Raw genomic sequence first — 26,857 nt, forward strand, 5'->3', positions numbered from 1 at the left:
GCCGGGAGCGTAGTGCTCACGGGTGTTCGGGATGCCCGAACGCGGTGATCCATCCCACAGTCGACAGGGTGTCGCCCACGTGACGACCGTCCTATTGTGCGGGCATGACCGACCCTGATGCCGGCCCTGTCGACGGTGGACTGGCCGAGCCCGAGGAGCTGCTGCCCGAGGAGGGCTCGCTCCGGCTGGTGGGCGACGGCGACACCTACGACGTGAGGGCGTGGGAGGCGGCGACCGCCGCCGTGCTGCGCAAGGCGCGCCGGCTCGGTGAGGACGCCCCGGACTCCGACGTCTGGGCAGCACTGACCCGCACGACGCTCGACGGCATCGACGTGGCGCCCATCGGGCAGCCCGCCGACCTCGACGGCCTCGCCACCTCGGGCCGTCCGTCCCGCGCGGGTGGGTGGGACGTCCGCTCCTCGCTCGTCGGCGGCGACGCGGCCGCGGTCAACGAGGCGGCCCTCGTCGACCTCGACAACGGCGCGACCTCGCTCCACCTCGACCTCGACCACGGCACCGACCTCGCCGTCGCGCTGCGCGGCGTGCTCCTCGACCTCGCGCCGGTCACGCTCGACCGACCGGGCGCCGAGGCCTCCGAGGCCCTGGCCCGCCTGCTCGAGGACACCCCGGACGACCCGCACCCGCTCAGCAACCTGTCCGCCGACCCGGCGACCGCTCTGGCCTTCGGCGAGCGCGTGGACGACGACGGCACGACGGTGGAGGCTGCGTTCGTCGCGACCGTACGTCGCGCGCAGGCCCTCGGCGTGCTCGGTGCCGTCGTCGACGGCACGGCCCTGCACGACCGCGGGGCCAGCGACGCCCAGGAGCTCGGCTGGACCATGGCGGTCGGCGTCCACTACCTCCGCGTGCTCACCGACGCCGGCCTCTCCGTCGACGAGGCGGCCGGGCTGGTGGAGTTCCGCTACGCCGCCACCGACGAGCAGTTCCCGACGATCGCCAAGCTGCGCGCCGCGCGCCGGCTGTGGTCGCGGGTGCTCGGGGCGAGCGGCGGCTCCGACGTGCCGCAGCGCCAGCACGTCGTCACGAGCCGCGCGATGATGAGCACCTACGACCCCTGGGTCAACATGCTGCGCTCGACGGTCGCCGCCTTCGCGGCAGGTGTGGGCGGTGCCGACGCGGTCACCGTCGTCCCCTTCGACGAGCGGCTCGGCGAGCCCGACGCCTTCGGCCGCCGGATCGCGCGCAACACCTCCTCCCTCCTCATCGAGGAGTCGCACGTCGCCGCGGTCACCGACCCCGCCGGCGGCTCCTACGCCGTGGAGAAGCTCACCGACGACCTCGCGATCGCCGGCTGGGCCGAGCTCGGGCGGATCGAGTCCGACGGGGGCTTCGGCGAGCAGTCGAGCGCCGGCGTCGAGGCACGGGTCGCCGAGGTCCGCGCCGCCCGCGACGCCGGGATCGCCGACCGCTCCCGCCCGCTGACCGGCATCTCGGAGTACCCGAACCTCGGCGAGGCCCTGCCCGAGCGCGCCCCGTGGGGTCGCGCCGGCGTGCACTACGGCCAGGCCTACGAGGACATGCGCGCCGAGCCCGCCTCGCAGCCGGTCTTCCTCGCGACGATGGGCACGGTCGCCGCGCACACCGCGCGTGCCACCTTCGCCACCAACCTGTTCGCGGCCGGCGGCGTCGCCGTCGAGGCCGCCGGTCCCACCGGTTCGGTCGACGACGTCACGGCGGCCTACGCCGGACAGGCCGTCGTCTGCCTCGCCGGCACCGACGCGGCCTACGCCGAGTGGGGCGCCGACCTGGTCGCCGCGCTGCGGGCGGCAGGGGCGTCGTACGTCGTCCTGGCGGGCAAGCCGGGGGAGCGGACCGTCAGCGACGTGGACGACTCGTGCGCCATGGGGGTCGATGCGCTCGGCTTCCTCGGCCGGATCCGAGAGGAGCTCTCGACGTGAGCATCCCGAAGAACTTCGCCGAGGTCCCGCTGGCCGCGGGCGCGCGTGCCGAGGCCGCCGCGGTGCCAGGCGAGCCGTGGAGCAGTCCCGAGGGGATCGACATCCTCCCGGTCTACGGCCCCGAGCACCTCGCGGGCCTCGACGGGCTCGACACCTGGCCGGGCATCGCGCCGTTCCTGCGCGGGCCCTACCCGACGATGTACACCACCCAGCCGTGGACGGTCCGGCAGTACGCCGGCTTCTCCACCGCCGAGGCGTCCAACGCGTTCTACCGCCGCAACCTCGCCGCCGGGCAGAAGGGCCTCTCGGTCGCCTTCGACCTCGCGACCCACCGGGGCTACGACTCCGACCACCCGCGCGTGCGCGGCGACGTCGGCATGGCCGGCGTGGCGATCGACTCGATCTACGACACCCGCACCCTCTTCGACGGCATCCCGCTCGACGAGATGTCGGTGTCGATGACGATGAACGGCGCGGTGCTGCCGGTGCTCGCGCTCTACATCGCGGCGGCCGAGGAGCAGGGGGTGAAGCCGGAGCAGCTCGCGGGGACCATCCAGAACGACATCCTCAAGGAGTTCATGGTCCGCAACACCTACATCTACCCGCCGTCGCCGAGCATGCGGATCATCAGCGACATCTTTGCCTTCACCTCGCAGAAGATGCCGCGCTTCAACTCCATCTCGATCTCCGGCTACCACATCCAGGAGGCCGGGGCGACGGCCGACCTCGAGCTGGCCTACACGCTGGCCGACGGCGTGGAGTACATCCGCGCGGGCCTCGAGACCGGCATGACGATCGACCAGTTCGCACCGCGCCTGTCGTTCTTCTGGGCCATCGGGATGAACTTCTTCATGGAGGTCGCCAAGATGCGCGCGGCCCGGGCGCTGTGGGCGCGGCTGGTCGACGACTTCGACCCGCAGAACCCGAAGTCGCGCTCGCTGCGCACGCACAGCCAGACCTCGGGCTGGTCGCTCACCGCGCAGGACGTCTTCAACAACGTCGGCCGCACCTGCATCGAGGCGATGGCCTCCACGCAGGGCCACACGCAGTCGCTGCACACCAACGCCCTCGACGAGGCGATCGCCCTGCCCACCGACTTCTCCGCGCGCATCGCCCGCAACACCCAGCTGCTGCTCCAGCAGGAGTCCGGCACGACGCAGGTCATCGACCCGTGGGCCGGCTCCTACTACGTCGAGAAGCTCACCCACGACCTCGCCGAGCGCGCGTGGGCGCACATCCAGGAGGCCGAGCGGGCCGGTGGCATGGCCGCCGCGATCGAGCAGGGCATCCCGAAGATGCGCATCGAGGAGGCCGCCGCCCGCACCCAGGCGCGCATCGACTCCGGCGCCCAGAAGGTCATCGGCGTCAACACGTTCCGCCTCGCCGCCGAGGACAGGCTCGACGTGCTGAAGGTCGACAACGACGACGTCTACGCCCAGCAGGTGGCCAAGCTCGAGCGGCTGCGCGCCGAGCGCGACGACGACGCCGTACGCCGGGCGCTGGAGGCGCTGACCACCAGCGCCGACCGCGGTCCGGTCGGCGGCGGCTCGCTCGAGGGCAACCTCCTCGCGCTCGCCGTCGACGCGGCGCGCGCGAAGGCCACGGTCGGGGAGATCTCCGACGCGCTGGAGAAGGTCTACGGCCGCCACCAGGCGGTGATCCGTACGATCAGCGGCGTGTACCGCGACGAGGCAGCCAAGTCCGGTGGGGACGGTGCCGAGGGCTCCGCCGTCGCCGCCGTGCTCGCCGCGACCGAGGAGTTCGAGGCCGAGGAGGGACGCCGCCCGCGCATCCTCGTCGCCAAGATGGGCCAGGACGGCCACGACCGTGGCCAGAAGGTCGTCGTCACCGCCTTCGCCGACCTCGGCTTCGACGTCGACGTGGGCCCGCTGTTCTCCACGCCCGAGGAGGTCGCCCAGCAGGCGATCGACGCCGACGTGCACATCGTCGGGGTCTCCTCGCTGGCGGCCGGCCACCTCACGCTGCTGCCCGCGCTCAAGCAGGCGCTGGCCGACCAGGGGCGCCCGGACATCATGGTCGTCATCGGTGGCGTGATCCCGCCCGACGACGTGCCGACGCTGAAGGAGATGGGCGCCGCGGCGGTCTTCCTGCCGGGCACCGTGATCGCGGAGTCCGCGCTCGACCTGCTGGCGCGGCTGCGCAGCTGATGGCTCGGCCCTCCCGAGAGGTCGACGTCGCGGCGCTGGTCGAGGGCGTCCGCTCCGGCCGGCGCGCCGACGTCTCGCGCGCCATCACGCTCGTGGAGTCCTCGCGCGCCGAGCACCGCGTGGCGGCGCGTGAGCTGCTGACGTCGCTGGCCACGGTCGATCGTCCTGCGGCGACGCGCGTCGGCATCTCCGGCGTGCCCGGGGTCGGCAAGTCCACCTTCATCGAGTCGCTCGGCACCCGCCTGACCGCGGGGGGCCACCGGGTCGGCGTGCTCGCCGTGGACCCGTCGTCGGTGCGCACCGGCGGCTCCGTCCTCGGCGACAAGACGAGGATGGCGACGCTGTCGGTCGACGCGAACGCCTTCATCCGGCCCTCCCCGTCGGCCGGCACCCTCGGCGGCGTCGCGCGCGCGACGGTGCAGGCGATGCTGGTGCTCGAGGCGGCCGGGTACGACGTCGTGCTGGTCGAGACGGTCGGCGTCGGGCAGTCGGAGGTCACGGTGGCCGGGATGGTCGACACGTTCCTCTTCCTCACCATCGCCCGCACCGGCGACCAGCTCCAGGGCATCAAGAAGGGCATCCTCGAGATCGCCGACGTGGTGGCGGTCAACAAGGCCGACTCCGCCAACGGCGGAGAGCACGAGTCCGAGGCCCGGGTGGCCGCCCGCGAGCTCGCCGGGGCGCTGCGGCTGGTCCGGGGCCACGCCGAGTGGGCCCCACCGGTGGTGACCTGCTCCGGCCTCACCGGCGTCGGCGTCGACGACGTCTGGGAGCGTGTGGGGGCCCACCGCGAGCACCTCGGCAGCGACGGCCTGGCGCACAAGCGGGCGGGTCAGCAGCTGGACTTCACCTGGGCGCTGGTGCGTGACGAGCTCGACCAGCGGCTGCGGTCGTCGGCCGGCGTCGCGGCGGTGCGCGACGACGTACGCCGCGCCGTGCTGTCGGGTGAGCTCCCGGCGCCCCTGGCCGCGGATCGGATCCTCGCCGCCTACGACGGCCGGGACACCTAGACTGGGTCGGTCATGCCACCAGCCGATCTTCCCGCCACCGCCGTCATCGCCGAGGTCGTCGACAAGTTCGCCGACGACCTCGTCGCCCTCCGTCGCGACCTGCACGCCCACCCGGAGCTCAGCTGGACCGAGTCCCGCACCTCCGACGCGGTCGAGTCCGCGCTCGAGGGCACCGGGTGGACGATCACCCGCCCCGAGGGCGGGGGAGTGCTGGCGGAGATCGGCACCGACGGCCCGCTGGTCGCGCTGCGTGCCGACCTCGACGCGCTCCCCGTCGACGACCTGACCTCCGACCCCTGGAAGAGCACGGTCCCGGGAGTGGCGCACGCCTGCGGCCACGACGTGCACACCGCCGGCCTGGTCGGGGCCGGGCTCGCGCTCGCCGAGGTCTCCGCGCGCGGGCTGCTGCCCGGGCGGGTGCGGCTGATGTTCCAGCCGGCCGAGGAGGTGATGCCCGGCGGGGCGCTGCACCTCATCTCGACCGGGGCCCTCGAGGACGTCACGCACGTCTTCGGCCTCCACTGCGACCCGAGCCTCGACGTCGGCCGCATCGGCCTGCGCGAGGGCCCGCTCACCGGCGCGGCCGACGCGCTGACGATCAAGCTGTCGGGCAAGGGCGGCCACACCTCGCGCCCGCACCTGACCGAGGACCTCACCTTCGCCCTCGGCAAGGTGATCACCGAGCTTCCCGCGATCCTGAGCCGCCGCCTCGACCCGCGTGCCGGGGTCTCGGTCGTGTGGGGCATGGTCCGCGCCGGCTCGGCCCACAACGTGATCCCGCACAGTGGCGTGGTCGCCGGCACCGTGCGGATGCTCGACGCCGTCGCCTGGGCCGACGCCGAGCACCTGATCCGTCAGCTGATCGCCACGATCGTCGCGCCCTACAGCGTCAACGCCGAGGTCAACTACCAGCGGGGCGTCCCGCCGGTGGTCAACCACCCGGTCTCGACGGGCCTCCTCGGCGTCGCCCTCGACCGCGTCCTCGGTCCCCGCGGCCAGGTCTCGACGCTCCAGAGCCTGGGCGGCGAGGACTTCGGCTGGTACCTCGACTCGGTCCCCGGCGCGATGGCCCGCCTCGGCACCCGCACCCCCGGCGGCCCGACCTACGACCTCCACCAGGGCAACCTCCGCGTCGACGAGGCCGCCACCGGCATCGCCGCGCGGGTCCTCGCCGAGGCCGCGGTCACCGCGCTCGACGCCTGAGCGGCTGACGCGAGAGCGTCAGCGCATCGCGGTCATCACGACTGCGGTGACGAGCGTGGTGAGCACGAAGTAGGGAGCATTGATCGCGCCGTAGAGGAGCGGTCGGGGGAAGTTCGGGTTGAGGGCGATCTGGTAGGTCATCGCGCCGAGGTAGCCGATGCCGACGACCAGGCCGAGGACGATCGCGTCGCCGACCGAGGTCAGGTCGAGGGCCTCGACGAGGACCGCGGTGGTGAGGGTGACCAGGAGCGTGCAGACGACCGGGCCGACGTTGCGGACCAGGTCGGACTCGGGCGCGGGGGCGCCCACGCGGCCGAGGGCGACGGCGTACGGCTTGACGATGAGGACCGCGAACCACACGCCGGCCAGCACGATCGAGGCGACGGCGGAGATCGCGAAGGCGATCCAGTTGATGTCGGTGAGGACGTTGAACACGGAGGACTCCTGTTTCCTGGACGGCCCCGGTGGCCGTCGAGGAAGGCTCTCGTCAGTAGAGGTCAGTTCCGGTCCTCTACCTGTGGCATCCTCGGGAAATGCCGACCACGTCCTCCCGGTTGCTCACCCTGCTCTCGCTGCTGCAGGCGCGCCGCGACTGGCCGGGCGCGGTGCTGGCCGAGCGGCTCGACGTGAGCCCGCGGACCGTGCGGCGCGACGTCGACCGGCTGCGCGAGCTCGGCTACCGGATCGCGACGTTCAAGGGACCCGACGGCGGCTACCGCCTCGACGCCGGCTCCGACCTGCCGCCGCTGCTCTTCGACGACGACCAGGCGCTGGCGCTCGCCCTCTCGCTGGAGGTGACCGCGGTCAGTGGCGCCGGCGTCGGCGACGGGATGCGGGAGGCCGCCCTCCGCGCGCTGACCACCTTGCGCCAGGTGATGCCGTCCCGGCTGCGACACCGTCTCGAGACGCTGCCCGTCACGGTCGTGCTGCCGCCCGGCCGCAGCGCGGACGTCGCCCCCGAGGTGCTGCACGCGCTCGGTGCGGCCGTCCACGGCCGGGTGGAGCTGCGGATGGACTACGGGGAAGGGGAGGAGGACAGGCCGTCCAGGCGCGTCGAGCCCCACCACCTCGTGACCTGGCGCGACCGGTGGTACCTCGTCGCGTGGGACCTCGACCGCGCCGACTGGCGCACGTTCCGCGCGGACCGGATCACGCCGCGCACGCCCACGGGGCCGCGCTTCACGCCTCGCGAGCTGCCGGGCGGGGACGTCGAGACGTTCCTCATCGGCCGGTTCCGCGGCCAGGACGGTCCCACCCCGACCACGGACTGGCCCTGCACCGGCACGGTCCTGCTCGACCTGCCGCTGCGGGACGTGACGCCGTACACCTCGGGCGTCGCCGAGGACGCCGGCGACGGCCGGACCCGCGTGACCCAGGGCGCGTGGTCGTGGCCGGCACTCGCGGCCAGCCTCCTGAGGTACGACGCCTCTCTCGAGGTGGTGGACCCGCCGGAGCTGCGGGAGGCCTTCGGCGTGCTGGCAGCGAGGTGCGGAGCCGTCGCCGGCGCCTAGCGGGTCGAGGCTCGCAGGTGCAGCTCGCGGAGCTCGTCGGCGAGCTCGATGGCCGGGCCGGCGACGGGCAGCTCCGGGGCGACGACGTTGATGGGCAGGGGAGCGACCGGACCATCCGGCATGCCCCAGAGCTGGCGCCACGACGTGAGCTGCTCGGTGGACGCGGCGAAGACGATGCGGCCGAGCCCGACCCACGCGTGGCCGGCCGAGCACATCGGGCAGTGCTCGCCCGAGGTGTAGACGGTGCACCCCGGGCGCAGGCCCGGTGCCACGTTGGCCGCCGCCCACCGCGCGAGCTCGAGCTCGGGGTGGAGGGTCTGGTCACCGCCCGAGGTGCGGTTGCGGTCCTCGTGCAGGACGTCGCCGTCGGGCCCGACCAGCACCGAGCCGAACGGCTCGTCTCCCGCCTCCAGCGCCTCGCGGGCGAGCTCGACGCAGCGCAGCAGGTGGACCAGGTCGTCGGGGGTCACGTCGGTGAGGTCGGTCATGGACACGACCCTAGGCGCGTTGGTGGGTCCGCACCACGGGTGGAGACGGTGCCGGGGCTCCCTCAGCCGGTGTGCTGCTGGACGACGTTGAGCACGTTGCCGTCGGGGGCGCGGACGAAGAAGCGAGTCACGCCCCACGCCTCGGTGGTGAGGGGGTGCACGATCTCGTACCCACGCTCCTGTGCCTGGCGGTAGGCCGCCTCGACGTCGTCGACCATGACCGAGACGACGGGGTCCACGGGTGCGGTGGCGTCGCTGGTCATCACCTGGAGCGTCGCCCGGGACGTCGGCGAGGTGTGGCGCGCCACCCAGCCCAGGCTGAACTCCTGCTCGGTCAGCCCCAGGTAGTCGCTGTAGAAGCTCCTGGAGGCAGGGAGGTCGGGCACGTGGAGGTCGGCGATGACCTGGGTGACGCGGACGCGGACGCGGTGCGGCTCAGCGCTCCCAGCCGCTCCGGGCTCTCCCGGGCCCTGCTCCGGCTCACCGCCCAGGAGGTGGACCCAGCGCGGATCCTGCTGGCCCGGCCGTCGCTCGAGCTCGCGCACCAGCGGGTGCGGGCGGCTCGCCATCCGCTGCAGGCACTCCTCGACCTGGCCTCGGTCGGCGAAGTCGTGCAGGCGTTGGGTGCGGGTGCGCAGCTCGCCCGGCGCCTGCGCGCCGCGGAGCAGCAGCACCGTGAGGAGCGCCCGCTCGTCGGGCTCGAGCGCGAGGCGCTCGTCGAGGATCTGGTGGTACTTCAGCGTCCGGCGTCCGGTGTCGGACCACACGATCCTCAGCAGCCCGCGATCCTTGAGGGACTTCGCGGTCCGCTCGACGACCTGCTGGTCGAGGTGCGTGACGGGGTCGCGGCTGCTGGACTGGTTGCACGCCGACACCAGCGCGTTGGCGGAGAGGGGATAGGTGGCGGGCACGGTCGTCTGCTTCTCCAGCAGGCTGCCGAGGATGCGTTGGTCCGTCGCATCGAGGACGGGAAGCTCACTCACGTGACGACCTTAGGTCTGCCCCAGCAGGATCGCGGAGCGACTACTGCTGTTTGTAGGGTACGCCGTCCGCGGCGGGGGGCCGGGAACGCCCGACCAGCCCGGCCACCGCGAAGATCGTGATGACGTAGGGCAGCATCAGCATGAACTGGCTCGGCACCGGTGAGCCGAGGACCGAGAGCACGCCCTGCAGGTTGGACGCGAAGCCGAAGAGCAGCGCGGCGAGCGTGGCGCGGATCGGGTCCCACTTGCCGAAGATGACCGCAGCCAGCGCGATGTAGCCGGCACCGCCGGTCATCTCGCGGTTGAAGCCGGCCACCGACACCAGGCTGAAGTACGCGCCACCCAGGCCGGCTATCGCTCCCGCGAGCAGGATCGTGCGGTAGCGGGTGCGGTTGACCTTGATGCCGACCGTGTCGGCCGCCTTCGGGTGCTCACCGACCGCGCGGACCCGCAGGCCCCACCGCGTGCGGTAGAGGGCCCAGGCGACCAGCGCGACGATGATGTAGAGCACGTAGACCAGGGCCGTCTGGCGGAAGAAGATCGGGCCGACCAGCGGGATGTCGCCGAGCACCGGGATCGGCACGCGCGGGAACCGGTCGGGGGAGTTGAGCGAGTCGGCGTTGGGCGTGAGCACCTGGCGGAACATGAAGTTCGTCAGGCCGACCACCAGCACGTTGAGCACCACGCCGACGATCACCTGGTCGACGAAGTAGGTGATCGCGAAGAGGCCGAGGACGAGCGCGACCAGCGCACCGGCCACGGCAGCCGCCACCAGGCCCGCCCACGGCGAGCCGGTGAGCGAGGCGGTGATCGCTGCAGCGAAGGCGCCGAGGAGCAGCTGCCCGTCGATCGCGATGTTGACCACGCCGGCCCGCTCGCCGAGGACGCCGCCGAGGGCTCCGAAGACCAGGGGGATCGCCAGGGCGATCGCACCACCGAGGAGGCTGACGATCAGGATGCGGCCGTCGGCCGCCGCCCAGCTCAGGAAGCCGACCATCCACGCGACCGCGAAGCCGACCGGGATCCACATCGGCTGGCGCAGGTGGCCCAGCATCCGGCGTACGGCCTCGGCGGTCAGCGCCAGGCACACGACGACCATGATCCACGCGGTCGGCCCGGACGGTACGACGATGTCGGGCAGGCTGACGAAGTCGGTGTCGGTCGCGAGGCGGAACGTGGTGTCGCCGGAGTGGCCGGCACGGAGGAGCACGACCGCCAGGCCGAGTGCCAGGACGCCGAGGATGATCGGCAGCTTGCGCGCACCCGCGTTCTTGGTCGGGGTGACGACGGTGTCCGGGGCGAGCCCGCCGCTGTCGGGGGTGGGCTGGTCGGTCACGGTGCTCACTTGGCCTCCTGGGCGGGGAGCCGGAAGATCGCTCGCACCAGAGGCGGTGCGGCGAGGAAGAGGACGATCAGCGACTGGACCACCAGCACCAGGTCGACGGAGATGTTCTCCGAGGCCTGCATGGTGAAGCCGCCGGCCTTGAAGGCGCCGAACAGGATGCCGGCCGCCAGGATGCCGAGCGGCCGGGACCGGCCCAGCAGCGCGACGGTGATGGCGTCGAAGCCGATGCCGGCGTCGATGTCGGTCGAGACGCCGCTGGTCACGGTGCCGAGGACCTGGTTGACGCCTCCGAGACCGAGCAGGGCGCCGGCGATCATCATCACGACGGTGTAGGTCCAGCCGACGTTGATGCCGGACGCGCGGGCGGCGTGCGGGTTCTCGCCGACGGCACGGATGCGGTAGCCGAGCGTGGAGCGGGTGAGGATCCACCACACCACGGCCACGGCGACCAGGGCCAGCACGAAGCCGAGGTGCAGGTTGAACTGGTCGCCCAGCACCTTCGGCAGGATCGCGGAGTCCCTCATCGGCGGCGACTTCGGGTTGACCGAGCCGGGAGTGGCGAGCAGCCAGTCCTTGGTCAGCGCCCAGAAGACGAGGTAGTAGCCGACGTAGTTGAGCATGATCGTCACGATCACCTCGTGGGCCCCGGTGCGTGCCTTCAGCAGGCCGGCCAGGCCGCCCCACAGGGCACCGAAGACCATGCCGACGATCACCGCGAGGGGCAGGTGCACGATCATCGGGAGGCCGTCGAAGCGGAAGCCCACCCAGGCCGCCGCGCCGCCGCCGATGATCATCTGGCCGCGACCACCGATGTTGAACAGCGAGGCGCGGAAGGCGATGCCCACGCCGAGACCGCCGAGGATCAGCGGGCCGGCGTACTTCAGCGTCTCCGTCAGCGGGCGCCACTGCTTGGCGGGCCCGTCGACGAGGTTGTTGAAGACCGCGCCACGGAACATCGCGCTGTAGGCGCCGGAGATGGCGTCCCACACGGCGTTGAGGAAGTCGGACGGCCGGGCCGTGACGTAGCCGGCGGTCTCGCGCACGGTCTCGTCGGTCGCCGCGATCATGATCGAGCCGACGAGGACGGCCAGGAAGACCGCGAGCACACCCGCGAGGGCGTTGCCCGAGACGATCTCGCGCAGCAGCGACCGGGAACGGTCGGTGCCCTCGCCGGAGGTGTCCTCCACGACGACCTCGCTCTCGAGGAGCTCGGGCTCGGCGGGCGGCTCGACGGCGGGCTTGTCGCCGGGCTTGTCGCCGGGCTTGTCGCCGGGCTTGTCGTCGGGCTGGGGCTTGTCGCTCACGCGACCACGTCCTTCAGGTCGTCAGGGCGTTCGCCGGTCATCATCAGGCCGAGGACCTCGCGGGGGGTGTCGGCCGGCACGATCCCGACGATGCGGCCGCGGTAGAGCACCATGATCCGGTCGGCGAGGGCCACGACCTCGTCGAGCTCGGTGGAGACCACGAGCACGGGGATGCCGCTGTCGCGGGTCGCGACGACCTGCTTGTGGATGAACTCGATCGAGCCGACGTCGACGCCGCGGGTGGGCTGGGCCGCCACGAGCAGGCGCAGGTCGCGCGAGAGCTCGCGGGCCACGACGACCTTCTGCTGGTTGCCGCCCGAGAGGTTGCCGGCCAGGGAGTCGATGTCGCGGGCGCGGACGTCGTACTCCTTGAGCTTCTGGTCGGCGAAGGCGCGCAGGGCGCCGATGCGCAGCGCGCCGTTCTTCACGAACGGCGACCTGAAGCTGCGGTTGAGCATCAGGTTCTCGGCGATCGTGAAGTTCGGGACCAGGCCGTCGACCTGGCGGTCCTCGGGGATGAACCCGACGCCCGCGTCGAGGATCTTGCGCGTCGAGCGCCCGACCAGCTCGACGCCGTCGAGGGTGATCGAGCCGGTGACGTCGTCCTGGAGGCCGAGGATGGCCTCGGTGAGCTCGGTCTGCCCGTTGCCCTGCACGCCGGCCACGGCCAGGACCTCGCCCGCGCGGATCGTGAAGCTGAGGTCGTCCACCTGCGTGACGCCGGCCGGGTCGACCACGCGGAGGTCCTTGACGACGAACGCGTCGGCGCCGATGGACGGCGCGTCCTTGTGGACGACGAGCTCGACCGGGCGGCCGACCATCATCGAGGCGAGCTCGGCGTTGCTGGCCTTGGGGTCGGCCTCGCCGACGACCTTGCCGTGGCGGACGACGGTGATCCGGTCGGCGACCTCGCGGACCTCGCGCAGCTTGTGGGTGATGAAGACGATGGCCTTCCCGGCCTCGCGGAGCTGGCGCATGATGTCCATCAGCTCGTCGGTCTCCTGCGGCGTGAGCACCGCGGTGGGCTCGTCGAAGACGAGGAGCTCGGCGTCGCGCGAGAGGGCCTTGATGATCTCGACCCGCTGCTGCACGCCCACGGGGAGGTCCTCGACGATCGCGTCGGGCGACACGTGGAAGCCGAAGCGGTCGGAGATCTCGGTGACCCGGGTGCGGGCGGCCTCGACGTCGAGCGTGCCGGCGAATCCCGTGGACTCGTTGCCGAGCATCACGTTCTCCGCGACGGAGAAGACGGGGATGAGCATGAAGTGCTGGTGGACCATGCCGATGCCGGCTGCCATCGCGTCGCCCGGGCCGGCGAAGTGCTGGACGACCCCGTCGAGCTCGATCTCGCCCTCGTCGGCCTTGTAGAGGCCGTAGAGCACGTTCATCAGGGTCGACTTGCCGGCACCGTTCTCGCCGAGCAGGCAGTGGATCTCTCCCGGCTCCACGGTGAGGGAGATCGAGTCGTTGGCCACCACGCTTCCGAAGCGCTTGGTGATGCCTCGCAGGACGAGTCTCATGGCATCGCATCCTAGGGGTCGTCGACGTGCGGGCTGAGGCACAGGTGTGCCAAAGACCGGGCCGTCGGTCTGGCAAAGAAGAGGGAGGCCGACGGGTCCGTCGGCCTCCCTCCCCAGTGAGCTGGGTGGTGCGGGGTGGTGCTGTGATCAGCCCAGGTAGGAGTTCACCTTGATCGAGCCGTCGATGATGCCGTCCTTGATCGTGTCGAGCTCACCCTGCAGGTCGGGGTTGACCTTGTCCTCGAAGTTGTGGAACGGCGCGATGCCCACGCCGTCGTTCTCGAGGGTGCCGATGTAGGGGTCGAAGCTGAACGAGTCGTCGCCCGCGGACATGATCGCCTCGTAGGTCGAGATCTTCATGTTCTTCAGGACCGAGGTGAAGATGACGTCCTGCGTGGTCGGGTCGGTCTCGAACACGTCGGCGTCGGCGCCGAGCATGACGACGTCCTTGCCGGAGTCCTCGATGGCCGTGACGGCGCCCTGGTAGATCGGGCCACCGACGGGCAGGATCACGTCAGCGTCCTGGTCGATGAGCTGCTTGGCGGCGTTGGTCGCGGCCTCGTTGGCCTCGAAGCCACCGGTGAAGGAGCCGTCCTTGCCGTCCCAGCCGACGACCTTGATGTCCTTGCCCTTCTCCTCGGCGTAGTACTCCGCACCCTGCTTGAAGCCGTCCATGAAGATGGTGACGGTCGGGAACGGCATGCCGCCGTAGGTGCCCACGACGCCGGACTTGCTGTAGTCGGCGGCGGCGTAGCCGGCGAGGAACGCGGCCTGGGCCGTGTTGTAGAGCAGCGGCTTGATGTTGGGCTCGTCGGCCTTGCCGTCGAAGGTCGCACCGTCGTCGCCGCCGTCGGCGGAGTCGTCGATGAGGACGTACTCGATGTCGGGGTTGGCCGCAGCCGACTCCTTGGTCGCCGCAGCGAGGGCGAAGCCGACCGTCACGATGACGGTGCAGCCCTGGCCGACGAGGCTCTCGAGGTTGGGGGCGTAGTCGTTCTCGCTGTTGGACTCGACCGGGATCAGGTCGACGCCGAGCTCGTCGGCGGCCTGCTGGGCGCCCTCGAAGCTGAGCTGGTTGAACGACTTGTCGTCGAACCCACCCGCGTCGGAGACGATGCAGGGCACGACGTCGCTGGCGGGGGCGGAGCTGCTCTCGGAGCCGCTGCCGCCGGTGGTGGTGTCTTCCTCGGGAGCGTCTCCACACGCAGCCAGGGTCGCGGCCGCAAGCAGGGCCACGAGGCCGCTCGAGACGACCTTCCTCGTCTTCAACACAAATGCCTCCAAGTTCGTGCACCCCGGGGTGGGGTCAGCGTTCGGCGTCATGATGCCTGCCCCCACGCTCCCCGTCACGCGCATCACGGGTTCCGAAATGCGTTTGAGACCTAAAACGTGCAGGAGATCTTTCGGCGAAACATGCCGGTGACCTGCCGAACACGAGATGGTCCATAGTTGCCGCGTGGAACAGACGGACTGGGACGAGCTGAAACGCGCCGCGGTCGAGGTGATGGGGCGGGCCTACGCCCCCTACTCGCACTACCCGGTCGGCGCCGCCGCGCTGGCCGACGACGGCCGCCTGGTCGTGGGCTGCAACGTCGAGAACGCGGCGTACGGCGTCGTGCTCTGCGCCGAGTGCGGCCTGGTCTCCCAGCTGCACGCCAGCGGCGGAGGCCGGCTGACCCACTTCGTGTGCGTCAACGGCGCCGAAGAGGTGATCATGCCGTGCGGCCGGTGCCGCCAGCTCCTCTTCGAGCACGGCGGTCGCGACCTGCTGGTCTGGACCGTCTCGGGCGTCAAGCCGATGTCCGAGGTGCTGCCCGACGCCTTCGGTCCCGACGACCTGACCCACATCACCGGGTCCACCACCGACGCTGGAGGGAACCAGTAGTGCCCGCTCACGACGCCGTCGAGGTGATCCTCGCCAAGCGCGACAAGCACGAGCTCAGCGACAGCCAGATCGACTGGGTGATCGACGCCTACACGCGCGGCGAGGTCGCCGACGAGCAGATGTCGGCGCTGGCGATGGCGATCCTGCTCAACGGGATGAACCGCAGCGAGATCGCTCGCTGGACCGCCGCGATGATCGCCTCGGGGGAGCGGATGGACTTCTCCACGCTCTCGCGCCCGACCGCGGACAAGCACTCGACCGGCGGTGTCGGCGACAAGATCACCCTCCCGCTGGCGCCGCTCGTCGCGGCGTGCGGGGTCGCGGTGCCCCAGCTCTCCGGCCGCGGCCTCGGCCACACCGGCGGCACCCTCGACAAGCTCGAGTCGATCCCCGGCTGGCGCGCGGCGCTCAGCAACGAGGAGATGTTCGCCATCCTCGAGGACGTCGGTGCCGTGATCTGCGCGGCCGGCGACGGCCTCGCCCCGGCCGACAAGAAGCTCTACGCGCTGCGCGACGTGACCGGCACCGTCGAGGCGATCCCGCTGATCGCGAGCTCGATCATGAGCAAGAAGATCGCCGAGGGCACCGGCGCCCTGGTCCTCGACGTCAAGGTCGGCAGCGGTGCCTTCATGAAGGACCTCACGACCGCCCGCGAGCTCGCCGAGACGATGGTCGCGCTCGGCACCGACGCCGGCGTCCACACGGTCGCGCTGCTCACCGACATGGCGACCCCGCTCGGCCTCACCGCCGGCAACGCCGTCGAGGTCCAGGAGTCGGTCGACGTGCTCGCCGGCGGCGGGCCTGCCGACGTGGTCGAGCTGACCCTCGCGCTGGCCCGCGAGATGCTCGCGGGCGCCGGGCGCGACGACGTCGACCCGGCTGACAAGCTCGCCGACGGCTCCGCCATGGACGCCTGGAAGGCGATGATCCGCGCCCAGGGCGGTGACCCCGACGCCGCGCTCCCGCAGGCGAAGGAGTCGCACGTCGTCGCCGCGTCCGCCAGTGGCACGCTCACCCGGCTCGACGCGATGGCGGTCGGCATGGCCGCGTGGCGCCTCGGGGCGGGCCGTGCCCGCAAGGAGGACCCGGTGCAGGCCGGCGCCGGCGTCGTGTGGCACGCGCGCCCCGGCGACGAGGTCACCGAGGGCCAGCCGCTCCTCACGCTGCTCACCGACGAGCCGGAGCGCTTCGACCGCGCGCTGGCCTCGCTCGAGGGCGGGTACGACATCGGCGACGGCGCCGGGTTCACGCGCGGGGAGATCGTGCTCGACCGGATCGGCTGACGCTGGCCGGGCCCGCCTTGCGGCTGTCGCTACGCTGGAACAAACCAGTTGGTTTGTTTTCTCGAGCGAAGGAGCCCCCATGTCCCGCGCCATCGGCTACCGCGGCACCACCACCCCCGGGGAGGTCGAGCGGTTCGAGCTGGCCCGGCGTGACCTCCGCCCCGACGACGTCGAGGTCCGGATCAGCCACTGCGGCGTCTGCCACACGGACCTGCACGCCCTCGGCGGGCCGGCGAGCGGTCGCGGTGGGGTGCCGCTCGTGCCCGGACACGAGTTCGTCGGCGAGGTCGTCGCGGTCGGCCCCGACGTCACCCGCTTCGCCGTCGGCGACCCGGTGGCGGTCGGCAACATCGTCGACTCCTGCGGCACCTGCGGCATGTGCGTCGCCGGCCAGGAGAACATGTGCGAGGAGTTCCCGACCCTCACCTACGGCGGCACCGACCGCGTCGACGGGACGCCGACGCTGGGCGGGTGGTCGTCGTCGTACGTCGTGCGCGAGGACTTCGCCTACCACCGTCCCGCCGGCCTCGACCCGGCAGCCGTGGCGCCCCTGATGTGCGCCGGTGTCACCGTGTGGGAGCCGCTGCGCGTGTGGGGCGCCGGGCCGGGCGTGCGGGTCGGCGTGGTCGGGCTGGGCGGGCTCGGCCACCTGGCCGTGAAGTTCGCCGTCGCCCTCGGCGCCGAGGTCACGGTCTTCACCCGCACGGCCGACAAGGTCGACGACGCCCGCGCACTGGGCGCGCACCACGTCGTCGTGTCGACCGACGCGGCCGCGATGGAGGCGATCGGGCTCGGTCTCGACCTCGTCGTCGACTGCGCCCCGACGACCCACGACCTCGGCCCCTACCTCCGCACCCTCGCCCTCGACGGGACGCTCGTGGTGGTCGGCGACCTCGGGGAGTCGAGGTTCCAGGGCATGGACCTGGTCCGGGCCCGCCGCCGGATCGCCGTCTCCGGCAGCGCCGGTCGGACCTCCACGCAGGAGATGCTCGACTTCTGCGGCGAGCACGGGCTCGTCGCCGACGTGGAGGTGCTGCCCTCGGCCGAGGTGGGCACCGCGCTCGCGCGGCTGGCCCGCGGCGACGTGCGCTACCGGTTCAGCCTCGACCTGGGCGACCTCTCACCAACTCTGGCGATGACCGGCCAGTAGCCCCCGGCGACGCTCGTCACGCTCGTAGCGTCGGTTCGTCAAGGAACTGTCTAGGAGCTTGGGGGAGCCATGGACGTCCAGGACGAGCCTGCCCGGAGCGCGTCGTCGCTCCCGACGCCTGTGCTGGTCGTGCTGCTGCTCGTGGCCGGCCTCGTCGCCGGCGGAGGCACGGCGTGGGTCGTGCTCGGCGGCGGGAGCAGCGCGTCGGCCGGCTCCGAGGCGTGCGGCAGCTACCGGTCGCTCGACGTCACCATCGCGCCCGAGCTCTACAGCGCCGTCGTCGACGCCCTCGACTCCGTCACGCCGCCGTGCACCCGCGTGACGCCGACGTCCCGCGGCGGGATGGAGGTCGCCGAGGGCGTCGCACTGGGTGGCCGGCTCCCCGACCTCTGGATCCCGGAGGCGGGCTTCCTCACGAAGAAGGCGTACGTCGGCGCCGCGGCGCGCGTGCGTGTGGTCGCTCCGAGCCTGGCGAGCACGCCCGTCGTCCTCGTCGGTGGCGCCTCGGCACGCCGGTTCCGGTCGTGGGGTGACGCCGAGGCCTCCGGCCTGGTGACGTCGCCCGACCCGGAGTCGTCGGCCGTCGGGGCGCTGGCGCTGGTGGCTCCGCTGGCCGAGGCGCCCTCGCTCGGTCGCACGCCGGCGCGCGCCCGCGAGCTCCTGGTGCCCTTCGCCCAGGGGGCCGGTGCCCGCCGAGCCGACGGCGCGGACGCGACGGTCGCGCCGTCGATGTTCTCGAAGGCCTCGCCGCGACTGGTCGTCACCACCGAGCACGAGCTGGCCGACGCTCCTGCCCGCACCGACCTGCGCGACCTCACGCCGGCCGTGGGCTCGCCGGTGCTGGACTTCCCCCTCGTGCTCAGCGTGGATGCGGCTCCCGGCTCGCAGGCCGTGGCGCAGGCCCTGGTCGACCACCTCACCGGCCCCGAGGGGCGAGCCGCGCTCGCCGACGAGGGCCTGGGATCGGGTGTCGGCGACGCCGGCCTCCGCACGCCGCCCGCTCCCGCCATCGCGCAGGCCGTCCGGTCCTGGCGCACCCTCGCCGTGCCCTCGTCGATCCTCGCGGTGGTCGACGCGTCGGGGTCGATGGACGCGACCGCCGGCTCGGGCTCGCGGATGGAGCTCCTCGCGGACGCCGCCGGGATCGGCCTGTCGTTCCTCCCCGGCCACGCCCGGGTCGGGCTGTGGGTGTTCTCGATCGACAAGGGCGGCCCGGGCAAGGACTGGCGCCGGCTCGAACCGCTCCGCCGGCTCGACGACCTGCGGTTCGGCCGCACGCAGCGCTACGCCCTGCGCGAGCGGGCCGCCCAGCTGCCCGCGCTCACCGGCGGCGGGACGGGGTTGTACGACACTGCGCTGGCGGCGTACCGCTCGGCGCTGCGCAGCTACCGGCCGGAGTACAGCAACGCGGTGGTGCTGATGACCGACGGCCGCAACGAGGACCCCGGCTCGATCCAGCTGCCCGCGCTGCTCGACCGGCTCCGCGAGCTGCGCGACCCCGACCGCCCGGTGCGCGTCGTCGGCATCGCGATCAGCGGCGACGCCGACCTCGACGCGCTGCAGCAGATCGCGCACGTCACGGGCGGCGAGGCCTACCTCGCGGCCCAGCCGGAGGACGTGCTCGGGGTGTTCGCCCAGGCGGTGCTGTCGCGCTGAGGTCAGGCGAGCAGCAGCACCACGTGGGCCGCGACGCAGGCGGGCTTGTCGTGGCCCTCGATCTCGACGGTGTGCTCGACGACCAGCTGCTTGCCGGTCGGCAGGTCGCGCACCTCGCCGAAGCGCACGTGCGAGCGCAGCCGGCTGCCGACCGGGACGGGGGAGGGGAAGCGCACCTTCTCGAGCCCGTAGTTGAGCCGGGCGCCCGGGGTCTCGAGGGAGAAGACCTGTGAGGCGAAGCGCGGCAGCAGGCTCAGGGTGAGGAAGCCGTGCGCGATCGTCGTGCCGAAGGGGCCGGCGGCGGCCGCCTCGACGTCCACGTGGATCCACTGGTGGTCGAGCGTCGCGTCGGCGAACGCGTCGATCCGGGCCTGGTCGACCTCGAGCCAGTCGCTGGTGCCGATCTCGGTCCCGGCGGCCGCGGCGACGTCCTCGAGCGAGGTGAAGGTGCGCATGCGGACGAAGATAGCCAAGGCTGCTTGGATGGGACGGTGAGCACTCCCACCCGCGACCAGGTCCACGCCGCACCCAAGGTGCTCCTCCACGACCACCTCGACGGCGGCCTGCGGCCGCAGACGATCGTCGAGCTGGCCGCAGAGATCGGCCACGAGCTCCCGGCGTCCGACGCCGAGTCGCTCGGCCGCTGGTTCACCGAGTCCGCCGACTCCGGCTCGCTGGTGCGCTACCTCGAGACCTTCGACCACACCGTCGCCGTCATGCAGAACGGCCCGGCCATCGCGCGCGTCGCCCGCGAGTGCGTCGAGGACCTCGCGGCCGACGGCGTCGTCTACGCCGAGGTGCGCTACGCCCCCGAGCAGCACGTCGAGGGCGGGATGACCCTGGACGAGGTCGTCGCCGCGGTGCAGGAGGGCTTCGACGCCGCGATGGCCGCGAGCGGCGGCAGGATCGTCGTACGCCAGCTGCTGACTGCGATGCGCCACCAGGCCCGGTCGATGGAGATCGCCGAGCTCGCCGTCGCCTGGCGCGACCGGGGCGTGGCCGGCTTCGACATCGCCGGCGCGGAGGCGGGCTTCCCGCCCACCCGGCACCTCGACGCGTTCGAGTACCTCCAGCGCGAGAACGCCCACTTCACCATCCACGCCGGGGAGGCCTTCGGGCTGCCGTCGATCTGGGAGGCGATCCAGTGGTGCAGCGCCGACCGGCTCGGCCACGGCGTGCGGATCATCGACGACATCACCGTCCACGACGACGGCACGGTCGAGCTCGGCCGGCTGGCCGCCTACGTCCGCGACCAGCGGATCCCGCTCGAGATGTGCCCGAGCTCCAACATCCAGACCGGTGCCGCGGAGTCCTTCGCCGAGCACCCGATCGGGCTGCTGACGAAGCTGCGGTTCCGGGTCACCGTCAACACCGACAACCGGCTGATGAGCGGGACCTCGATGACCCGGGAGATGTTCGGCCTCGTCGAGGCCTTCGACTACTCGCTGGAGGACCTGCGCTGGTTCACCATCAACGCGATGAAGTCGGCGTTCCTGCCCTTCGACGAGCGGCTCGCGATCATCGACGAGGTCGTGAAGCCGGGCTACGAGGCACTGATCAGCCAGCGGTGATCAGCCAGCGGTGAGGATCAGGTGGTGAGCTCCGCGTAGGCCTGGTCACCGGTCGCCCGGCGGCAGCCCTGCCGGGTCGCGGTCGCCACGACCCGCTGCTGGTCGCGCATCAGGGCCACCCCGCGGCGCAGGAGCACGAGCGGCGGCTTGCGGTGCTCGCGCAGGTCGCGGGTGAGCCGCCGCCAGAACGTGACGAGCGGGTGCTGGGTGATGCAGTACGCCGCCGCCAGCAGGCCCTCCTCGCGGCACGCGGCGACGACCTCGGGGGCAAAGATCCCCTCGGCGACGAAGCGCGGGCTGCCGGCCAGGTCGACGGTGCGCGAGCCGCAGCGGCCGTTCTGGGCGATCTCGTAGACCGGGACCTCGCTGTGGCCGGTCGCGCAGAGCTCGCGGAGCGCCGCCATCGCGTCGTCGCGGTGCCAGGAGTCGGGGTGGTCCCAGTCGACGATCCCGGCGTTCGCCCCATGCGTGATGCGGGGGAGGGTGGGGTCGTCGCCGTCCTTGTAGAAGTCGTCCAGACGCAAGATCGGCAGGCCGAGACGCTCGGCAAGGCGAGATTTTCCGGCACCACTGGGCCCGGACAGGATGATCACCTGCGCGCCGGTCACTCTTCCGCCTCAAATCCTTCGTTCTCGCACATTGGCGGTCACGCGGAACTACCCTCGCCCAGACGTCGTGTGTGACGTCCTTAACAGGAGGAACCCGATGAGTCTCGACGACTCGACCGCGCCGGCAAGCGTAGACAACCCCGGGCCCGCCACGCGCGGCGGCCTCGCGGGCAGGGCCCCGCTGCTCATCGGACTGGCGCTCGTGCTGATCGGCGGGGCGTTCGCCGTGTTCGCCCTTGGCGGCGACGACGCCGAGGCCGGTGCGGCCGACTGCGTGTCCGAGCAGGTGACGCTGACGACCGCCCCCGTCATGGAGGACCTGGTCAAGGCCGCCGTCAAGGACGTCAACGCCGACGAGCCCTGCATCGACGTCAAGGTCACCGCGGGCACCGTGAAGGACGTGGTCGCGCTCCTGGCCGACCCCAACGCCAAGCTCCCCGAGATCTGGATCCCGGACAGCCCGACGTGGAAGGGCCAGCTGACCCAGGCCGGCTGGACCGGCACCGAGGTCGCCCCGGTCCTGGCCCAGACCCCCGTCGGGCTCATCGGCGGACCGGCGGCCAGCGCGCCCGCCTCGTGGGCCGCGGCCCTCGACGGCGGCAACCTCGCGATGGCCGACCCGAACGGCGAGGGCGCCTCCGCGCTCGCGCTGCTCGCACCCTTCGCCGAGATGAAGAAGACCGGCGAGACCGCGGAGTCGATCAACGAGAAGGTCGTCCCGGTCGCCCAGACCTACGGCGAGCGTGCCGTCCAGGGTGCCTCCGGCGAGACCGACCTCTCCACGATCACCGCGTCGAGCACCCAGCTGGTGCCCCTGACGGAGCAGGCCTACCTCGCCGCCCGCCGCGGCAACGACCAGCTCTCGATCGTCGCCCCGCAGACCGGCGTACCGATGCTGCAGTACCCGCTCATCGACGTGAACCGCGGCAGCAAGGACATCCTCGCCCAGGGCGGCGACCTCTCCGCCCGCGTCGCCCGCGCGATCGGCCGCTGGTTCACCTCCAGCGCCGGCATCGACGCGATCGCCGCCGCGGAGCTGCGCGGCCCCGACGGGGCTCCGCTGCCCAACGACATCGGGCTCGGCGACGCGCGGATCCTCAGCACCGTCAACCAGAAGACCACCGACGACACGCTGCGCCAGTGGCGCGTGCTGGCGGTCCCGTCCAGCATCCTCGCCGTCGTCGACCTGTCCGGCTCGATGAAGACCGTCATCGGCGACACCTCGCGCATCCAGCTCGCGGTCAACGCCTCCCAGGTCGCCCTCGACGCGTTCCCGGCCCAGGCCCGCATCGGCATCTGGGGCTTCTCCAAGAACCGCGGCGCCGACGGCGCCTCGTGGGAGGAGTACGCCACCCTCGACCGCCTCGACGCTCCCGCGGCCGACGGCAAGACCCACGGCGACGTGGTGCGCGAGGAGGCCGACGCCCTCGTCGGCCGGGTCAAGGGCGGCACCGGCGTCATGGACACCACGCTGGCGGCCTACAAGTACGCCCAGGAGAAGTGGGACCCGGCGTGGTTCAACTCCGTGGTGATCTTCACCGACGGCGCCAGCGACGACTCCAGCTCGCTCTCGCTCGCGTCGCTGGTCGAGCAGCTCAAGTCGCTCCGCGACCCCGCGAAGCCGGTCAAGGTGATCATCATCGGCATCTCGCAGGACGCCGACACCGGCGAGCTCGACGAGATCGCCGCTGCGACGGGTGGCCAGAACTACCTGGTCGACGACCCCAACCAGATCCTCGGCGTGCTGGCCCAGGCCCTGCTCAACCGCTGATCCACGGCTCTCGACGCGATCACCTCTGGTTCCCCCGCATCTGCGGGGGAACCAGAACTTCGAGAGGCGTGCAACCCCCGTGAAGCTCGGGACTCGCCCGCGAGGTCGCGACGCACGAAGGCCCCCGGAGATCCTCCGGGGGCCTTCGTGCGTGCTGGCGTGCCTGGGTATGCGCGTACGAGCTCAGACGCCGATCGGGTGCCAGACCGTCTTGGTCTCGAGGAACCGCGTCATCCGGTCGAGGCCGGGCTCGGCGAGCCAGTCGGTGGCGGGCGCGGGACGGCGTACGCGCTTGAGGTTGTCGGCGGCCGACGCCTCGAGCTCGGTCGCGAGGGCCTCGTCGGTGATGCCGGTGAGGTCGATGCCGTTGACGTCCATGTGGGAGGCCAGCCAGGGCGCGATCTCGGCCTGCGACCCGGTCAGCACGTTGACGACACCACCGGGCAGGTCGCTGGTGGCCATCACCTCGCCGAGGGTGATCGCCGGGAGCGGGTGCTCCTCGCTGGCGATCACGACGACGGTGTTGCCGGTCACGATGAGCGGCGCGACCACGCTGACCAGGCCCAGGAGCGGGCCCGACGGGGCCACGACGGCGATGACGCCGCTGGGCTCCGGGGTGGACAGGTTGAAGTAGGGGCCGGCGACCGGGTTGGCGTTGCCGACGACCTGGGTGATCTTGTCCGCCCAGCCGGCGTACCAGACGAGGCGGTCGATCGCGGCGTCGACGGCGGCGCGGGCCCGGGCCGCGGTGACGCCCTCCGAGGCCCGGATCTCGGCCTCGAACTGCTCGCGGCGGCCCTCGAGCACCTCGGCGATGCGGTAGACGACCTGCGCGCGGTTGTACGCCGTCCTCCCGGACCAGCCGCCGAAGGCTGCCCGCGCTGCCACGACGGCGTCGCGGGCGTCCTTGCGGGAGGCGAGCGAGGCGTTGGCGAGGAGCTTGCCCCTGGCGTCGTTGACGACGTAGGAGCGGCCCGACTCCGAGCGGGGGAACTGCCCGCCGATGTAGAGCTTGTAGGTCTTGCGGACATCGATGCGCGACATCAGTCGTCAGCCCCCTTCAGGTAGGCCTCGAGCCCGTGGCGGCCGCCCTCGCGGCCGTAGCCGGACTCCTTGTAGCCGCCGAACGGCGAGGTCGGGTCGAACTTGTTGAACGTGTTGGCCCACACGACGCCGGCTCGCAGGCGGTTGGCCATCGAGAGGATCCGCGACCCCTTGTCGGTCCACACGCCGGCCGACAGGCCGAACGGTGTGTTGTTGGCCTTCTCGACCGCCTCGGACGGCGTGCGGAAGGTCAGCACGGACAGGACCGGGCCGAAGATCTCCTCGCGGGCGATCCGGTGGGCCTGCGAGACGCCGGTGAAGACGGTCGGGGCGAACCAGTAGCCGTTGGACGGCAGCTCGCACGGTGCCGACCAGCGCTCGGCGCCCTCGGCCTCGCCGATCTCGGAGAGCTCGCGGATCTTGGCGAGCTGCTCGGCGGAGTTGATCGCGCCGACGTCGGTGTTCTTGTCGAGCGGGTCGCCCACCCGAAGCGTGGCCATCCGGCGCTTGAGCCGGCTCATCACCTCGTCGGCGACGGACTCCTGCACCAGAAGGCGCGAGCCCGCGCAGCAGACGTGGCCCTGGTTGAAGAAGATGCCGTTGACGATGCCCTCGACGGCCTGGTCGAGCGGGGCGTCGTCGAAGACGATGTTGGCCGCCTTGCCGCCGAGCTCGAGGGTGACCTTCTTGTCCGTGCCGGCCACCGCGCGGGCGATCGCCTTGCCGACCTCGGTCGAGCCGGTGAAGGCGACCTTGTCGACGTCGGGGTGGGACACGATCGCGCGGCCGGTGTCGCCGGCGCCCGTGACGATGTTGACGACGCCCGGGGGGAGGTCGGCCTGCTGGCAGATCTCCGCGAAGAGCAGTGCCGTGAGCGGGGTGGTCTCGGCCGGCTTGAGGACGACGGTGTTGCCGCACGCGAGGGCGGGGGCGATCTTCCACGCCAGCATCAGCAGCGGGAAGTTCCACGGGATGACCTGGCCGGCGACGCCCAGCGGCGTGTCGCCGTAGCCGGCGTACTTCAGCTTGTCGGCCCAGCCGGCGTAGTAGAAGAAGTGCGCCGCGACGATCGGGACGTCGACGTCGCGCGACTCCTTGATCGGCTTGCCGTTGTCGATCGACTCGAGCACGGCGAGCTCGCGGCCGCGCTCCTGGATGATGCGCGCGATGCGGTAGAGGTACTTGGCGCGCTCGGCGCCCGACATCCGCGACCAGACGCGGGTGTAGGCCCGGCGCGCGGCCTTCACGGCCTCGTCGACGTCGGAGTCGCTGGCCTCGGCGACCTCGGCGAGCACCTCCTCGGTGGCCGGGTTGACGGTCTTGAAGGACGTGCCGCTGCCGTCGACGAACTCGCCGTTGATGAACAGGCCGTAGGACGGCTTGATGTCGACGACGGCGCGCGACTCGGGTGCGGGGGCGTACTCGAACGGAGAAGTCATCGGCCTCAGTCCAGCGTGAAGTAGTCGGGACCGGAGTAGCGGCCGGTCGTCATCTTGGTGCGCTGCATCAGCAGGTCGTTGAGCAGCGTGGACGCACCGAAGCGGAACCAGTCGGGGTCGAGCCAGTCCTCGCCGCAGGTCTCGTTGACCATCACGAGGTACTTGATGGCGTCCTTGGTGGTCTTGATGCCGCCGGCGGGCTTGACGCCCACCATCTGGCCGGTCTGCTCGCGGAAGTCGCGGACGGCCTCGAGCATGATCAGCGTGACCGGGAGGGTCGCCGCGGGCTGCACCTTGCCGGTGGAGGTCTTGATGAAGTGACCGCCGGCCATCATCGCGAGCCAGCTCGCACGCCGGACGTTGTCGTAGGTCTGGAGCTCGCCGGTTTCGAAGATGACCTTGAGGTGCGCGTCGCCGCACGCCTCCTTGACCTGGGCGATCTCCTCGTAGACGTCGAGGTAGCGACCGGACAGGAAGGCGCCGCGGTCTATCACCATGTCGATCTCGTCGGCACCGGCCTCGACGGCGTCGTGGGTGTCGGCGAGCTTGATGTCCATCGCCGCGCGGCCGCTGGGGAACGCCGTGGCGACGGCTGCGACGTGGACGCCGCTGTCGCCGAGCTGCTGCTTCGCGGTCGCGACCATGTCGGGGTAGACGCACACCGCGGCGGTCGCCGGGCAGGTCGGGTCGGCGGGGTCGGGTCGCATCGCCTTCGAGGCGAGCGCGCGGACCTTGCCGTGCGTGTCCTGGCCCTCCAGCGTGGTCAGGTCGACCATCCGGATCGCCAGGTCGATGGCCCAGGCCTTCGACGTGGTCTTGATGGACCGGGTGCCGAGGCCGGCGGCGCGAGCCTCGCACCCGACCTGGTCGACCCCGGGGAGGCCGTGGAGGAATCGGCGGAGCGAGGAGTCCGAGCGCACGACGTCGTCGAAGACACCGTGGGCGGACGCGGAGCTCGCCGTTGAGCTGGCAGTCACTCCTCCAGCATAGGGTTGCCGT

Annotated in this window: 23 protein-coding genes; 11 read left to right on the top strand and 12 right to left on the bottom strand. The window is 71.9% G+C overall.

Going from position 1 to position 26,857, the window contains the following annotated elements; genetic code table 11:
- Window positions 1–104: 104 nt before the first annotated feature.
- The 4 genes from BLV76_RS12570 to BLV76_RS12585 are packed head-to-tail and all read left to right on the top strand — an operon-like array spanning window position 105 to window position 6,300.
- A complete protein-coding gene (locus BLV76_RS12570) occupies window positions 105–1,919 on the top strand; it encodes a methylmalonyl-CoA mutase family protein (RefSeq protein ID WP_090969438.1) in 1,815 nt (604 codons plus the stop codon).
- Window positions 1,916–4,087 carry a methylmalonyl-CoA mutase gene (gene scpA / locus BLV76_RS12575; protein WP_090969439.1) on the top strand — a complete coding sequence of 724 codons (2,172 nt, stop codon included), beginning with the start codon at window positions 1,916–1,918 and terminating at the stop codon, window positions 4,085–4,087. The genes BLV76_RS12570 and scpA overlap by 4 nt, the downstream gene beginning before the upstream one ends.
- On the top strand, window positions 4,087–5,097 hold the full coding sequence (meaB, locus tag BLV76_RS12580; RefSeq protein ID WP_090969440.1) for a methylmalonyl Co-A mutase-associated GTPase MeaB: 1,011 nt from the start codon (window positions 4,087–4,089) through the stop codon (window positions 5,095–5,097). Before scpA ends, meaB begins: the two co-directional genes overlap by 1 nt.
- A 12-nt stretch (window positions 5,098–5,109) precedes the next feature.
- Window positions 5,110–6,300: an amidohydrolase gene (locus BLV76_RS12585; RefSeq protein WP_090969441.1), complete on the top strand. Its 1,191-nt coding sequence runs from the start codon at window positions 5,110–5,112 to the stop codon at window positions 6,298–6,300.
- A gap of 18 nt (window positions 6,301–6,318) precedes the next feature.
- Here the strand turns inward: BLV76_RS12585 and BLV76_RS12590 are convergent, their stop codons facing one another.
- Window positions 6,319–6,735, bottom strand: a complete 417-nt coding sequence (locus BLV76_RS12590) for a DUF1761 domain-containing protein (RefSeq protein WP_090969442.1) — start codon at window positions 6,733–6,735, stop codon at window positions 6,319–6,321.
- Between the two features lie 98 nt (window positions 6,736–6,833).
- On the opposite strand from BLV76_RS12590, the gene BLV76_RS12595 reads away from it, so the two are divergent.
- Window positions 6,834–7,811, top strand: coding sequence for a helix-turn-helix transcriptional regulator (locus tag BLV76_RS12595; RefSeq protein WP_090969443.1), 978 nt, complete (start codon window positions 6,834–6,836; stop codon window positions 7,809–7,811).
- Here the strand turns inward: BLV76_RS12595 and BLV76_RS12600 are convergent.
- The 6 genes from BLV76_RS12600 to BLV76_RS12625 all read right to left on the bottom strand — a co-directional run bounded on the left by BLV76_RS12600 (window position 7,808) and on the right by BLV76_RS12625 (window position 14,723).
- The gene (locus tag BLV76_RS12600; protein ID WP_090969444.1) at window positions 7,808–8,299 is read right to left on the bottom strand and encodes a nucleoside deaminase; all 492 of its coding nucleotides are present in this window, start codon (window positions 8,297–8,299) and stop codon (window positions 7,808–7,810) included. The genes BLV76_RS12595 and BLV76_RS12600 overlap by 4 nt on opposite strands.
- Before the next feature lie 62 nt (window positions 8,300–8,361).
- Complete coding sequence (locus BLV76_RS23100; protein WP_245734654.1) at window positions 8,362–9,282, bottom strand: DUF480 domain-containing protein; 921 nt, start codon at window positions 9,280–9,282, stop codon at window positions 8,362–8,364.
- Between the two features lie 40 nt (window positions 9,283–9,322).
- A complete protein-coding gene (locus BLV76_RS12610; protein ID WP_245734655.1) occupies window positions 9,323–10,627 on the bottom strand; it encodes an ABC transporter permease in 1,305 nt (434 codons plus the stop codon).
- Window positions 10,624–11,931: an ABC transporter permease gene (locus BLV76_RS12615; RefSeq protein WP_245734656.1), complete on the bottom strand. Its 1,308-nt coding sequence runs from the start codon at window positions 11,929–11,931 to the stop codon at window positions 10,624–10,626. Before BLV76_RS12615 ends, BLV76_RS12610 begins: the two co-directional genes overlap by 4 nt.
- A complete protein-coding gene (locus tag BLV76_RS12620; RefSeq protein WP_090969445.1) occupies window positions 11,928–13,451 on the bottom strand; it encodes an ABC transporter ATP-binding protein in 1,524 nt (507 codons plus the stop codon). The genes BLV76_RS12615 and BLV76_RS12620 overlap by 4 nt, the downstream gene beginning before the upstream one ends.
- Window positions 13,452–13,598: 147 nt before the next feature.
- On the bottom strand, window positions 13,599–14,723 hold the full coding sequence (locus BLV76_RS12625; RefSeq protein ID WP_245734657.1) for a BMP family lipoprotein: 1,125 nt from the start codon (window positions 14,721–14,723) through the stop codon (window positions 13,599–13,601).
- Window positions 14,724–14,907: 184 nt separating this feature from the next.
- Here BLV76_RS12625 and BLV76_RS12630 point away from each other — a divergent pair, with 184 nt between their 5' ends.
- The 4 genes from BLV76_RS12630 to BLV76_RS12645 all read left to right on the top strand — a co-directional run bounded on the left by BLV76_RS12630 (window position 14,908) and on the right by BLV76_RS12645 (window position 19,425).
- Complete coding sequence (locus BLV76_RS12630; RefSeq protein WP_090969447.1) at window positions 14,908–15,336, top strand: cytidine deaminase; 429 nt, start codon at window positions 14,908–14,910, stop codon at window positions 15,334–15,336.
- Window positions 15,336–16,619, top strand: coding sequence for a thymidine phosphorylase (locus tag BLV76_RS12635; RefSeq protein ID WP_090969448.1), 1,284 nt, complete (start codon window positions 15,336–15,338; stop codon window positions 16,617–16,619). Before BLV76_RS12630 ends, BLV76_RS12635 begins: the two co-directional genes overlap by 1 nt.
- Before the next feature lie 79 nt (window positions 16,620–16,698).
- Window positions 16,699–17,769 carry an NAD(P)-dependent alcohol dehydrogenase gene (locus tag BLV76_RS12640; protein WP_090969449.1) on the top strand — a complete coding sequence of 357 codons (1,071 nt, stop codon included), beginning with the start codon at window positions 16,699–16,701 and terminating at the stop codon, window positions 17,767–17,769.
- A gap of 69 nt (window positions 17,770–17,838) precedes the next feature.
- Window positions 17,839–19,425 carry a VWA domain-containing protein gene (locus BLV76_RS12645; protein ID WP_090969450.1) on the top strand — a complete coding sequence of 529 codons (1,587 nt, stop codon included), beginning with the start codon at window positions 17,839–17,841 and terminating at the stop codon, window positions 19,423–19,425.
- Between the two features lie 2 nt (window positions 19,426–19,427).
- Here the strand turns inward: BLV76_RS12645 and BLV76_RS12650 are convergent, their stop codons facing one another.
- A complete protein-coding gene (locus BLV76_RS12650; protein ID WP_090969451.1) occupies window positions 19,428–19,880 on the bottom strand; it encodes a MaoC family dehydratase in 453 nt (150 codons plus the stop codon).
- Between the two features lie 36 nt (window positions 19,881–19,916).
- Here BLV76_RS12650 and BLV76_RS12655 point away from each other — a divergent pair, with 36 nt between their 5' ends.
- On the top strand, window positions 19,917–20,996 hold the full coding sequence (locus BLV76_RS12655) for an adenosine deaminase (protein WP_217630329.1): 1,080 nt from the start codon (window positions 19,917–19,919) through the stop codon (window positions 20,994–20,996).
- Window positions 20,997–21,013: 17 nt separating this feature from the next.
- Here the strand turns inward: BLV76_RS12655 and BLV76_RS12660 are convergent, their stop codons facing one another.
- A complete protein-coding gene (locus tag BLV76_RS12660; RefSeq protein WP_090972663.1) occupies window positions 21,014–21,604 on the bottom strand; it encodes an ATP-binding protein in 591 nt (196 codons plus the stop codon).
- A gap of 97 nt (window positions 21,605–21,701) precedes the next feature.
- Between BLV76_RS12660 and BLV76_RS12665 the strand changes: the two genes are divergently transcribed.
- Window positions 21,702–23,375, top strand: coding sequence for a substrate-binding domain-containing protein (locus tag BLV76_RS12665; protein ID WP_175539665.1), 1,674 nt, complete (start codon window positions 21,702–21,704; stop codon window positions 23,373–23,375).
- A 183-nt stretch (window positions 23,376–23,558) separates the two neighbouring features.
- On the opposite strand, the gene BLV76_RS12670 is transcribed toward BLV76_RS12665, so the two are convergent.
- Genes BLV76_RS12670 through deoC form a run of 3 tightly spaced genes read right to left on the bottom strand, consistent with a single transcriptional unit; the run spans window position 23,559 to window position 26,835 of the window.
- Window positions 23,559–24,419: an aldehyde dehydrogenase family protein gene (locus BLV76_RS12670; protein WP_090969454.1), complete on the bottom strand. Its 861-nt coding sequence runs from the start codon at window positions 24,417–24,419 to the stop codon at window positions 23,559–23,561.
- Window positions 24,419–25,858: an aldehyde dehydrogenase family protein gene (locus BLV76_RS12675; RefSeq protein ID WP_090969455.1), complete on the bottom strand. Its 1,440-nt coding sequence runs from the start codon at window positions 25,856–25,858 to the stop codon at window positions 24,419–24,421. Before BLV76_RS12675 ends, BLV76_RS12670 begins: the two co-directional genes overlap by 1 nt.
- A 5-nt stretch (window positions 25,859–25,863) precedes the next feature.
- The gene (gene deoC, locus BLV76_RS12680; RefSeq protein WP_090969456.1) at window positions 25,864–26,835 is read right to left on the bottom strand and encodes a deoxyribose-phosphate aldolase; all 972 of its coding nucleotides are present in this window, start codon (window positions 26,833–26,835) and stop codon (window positions 25,864–25,866) included.
- Between the last annotated feature and the right edge of the window lie 22 nt (window positions 26,836–26,857).

The sequence above is a fragment of the Nocardioides exalbidus genome, assembly GCF_900105585.1.
GTDB classification, from domain to species: domain Bacteria; phylum Actinomycetota; class Actinomycetes; order Propionibacteriales; family Nocardioidaceae; genus Nocardioides; species Nocardioides exalbidus.

Bases quoted from the DNA above. Each gene is read 5' to 3' on its own strand.
- BLV76_RS12675 (WP_090969455.1), bottom strand. From the start codon at position 25,858: ATGACTTCTCCGTTCGAGTACGCCCCCGCACCCGAGTCGCGCGCCGTC.
- BLV76_RS12585 (WP_090969441.1), top strand. From the start codon at position 5,110: ATGCCACCAGCCGATCTTCCCGCCACCGCCGTCATCGCCGAGGTCGTC.
- BLV76_RS12670 (WP_090969454.1), bottom strand. From the start codon at position 24,419: ATGTCGCGCATCGATGTCCGCAAGACCTACAAGCTCTACATCGGCGGG.
- meaB (WP_090969440.1), top strand. From the start codon at position 4,087: ATGGCTCGGCCCTCCCGAGAGGTCGACGTCGCGGCGCTGGTCGAGGGC.
- BLV76_RS12595 (WP_090969443.1), top strand. From the start codon at position 6,834: ATGCCGACCACGTCCTCCCGGTTGCTCACCCTGCTCTCGCTGCTGCAG.
- BLV76_RS12665 (WP_175539665.1), top strand. From the start codon at position 21,702: ATGAGTCTCGACGACTCGACCGCGCCGGCAAGCGTAGACAACCCCGGG.
- BLV76_RS12600 (WP_090969444.1), bottom strand. From the start codon at position 8,299: ATGACCGACCTCACCGACGTGACCCCCGACGACCTGGTCCACCTGCTG.
- BLV76_RS12570 (WP_090969438.1), top strand. From the start codon at position 105: ATGACCGACCCTGATGCCGGCCCTGTCGACGGTGGACTGGCCGAGCCC.
- BLV76_RS12650 (WP_090969451.1), bottom strand. From the start codon at position 19,880: ATGCGCACCTTCACCTCGCTCGAGGACGTCGCCGCGGCCGCCGGGACC.
- BLV76_RS12645 (WP_090969450.1), top strand. From the start codon at position 17,839: ATGGACGTCCAGGACGAGCCTGCCCGGAGCGCGTCGTCGCTCCCGACG.
- BLV76_RS12640 (WP_090969449.1), top strand. From the start codon at position 16,699: ATGTCCCGCGCCATCGGCTACCGCGGCACCACCACCCCCGGGGAGGTC.
- BLV76_RS12620 (WP_090969445.1), bottom strand. From the start codon at position 13,451: ATGAGACTCGTCCTGCGAGGCATCACCAAGCGCTTCGGAAGCGTGGTG.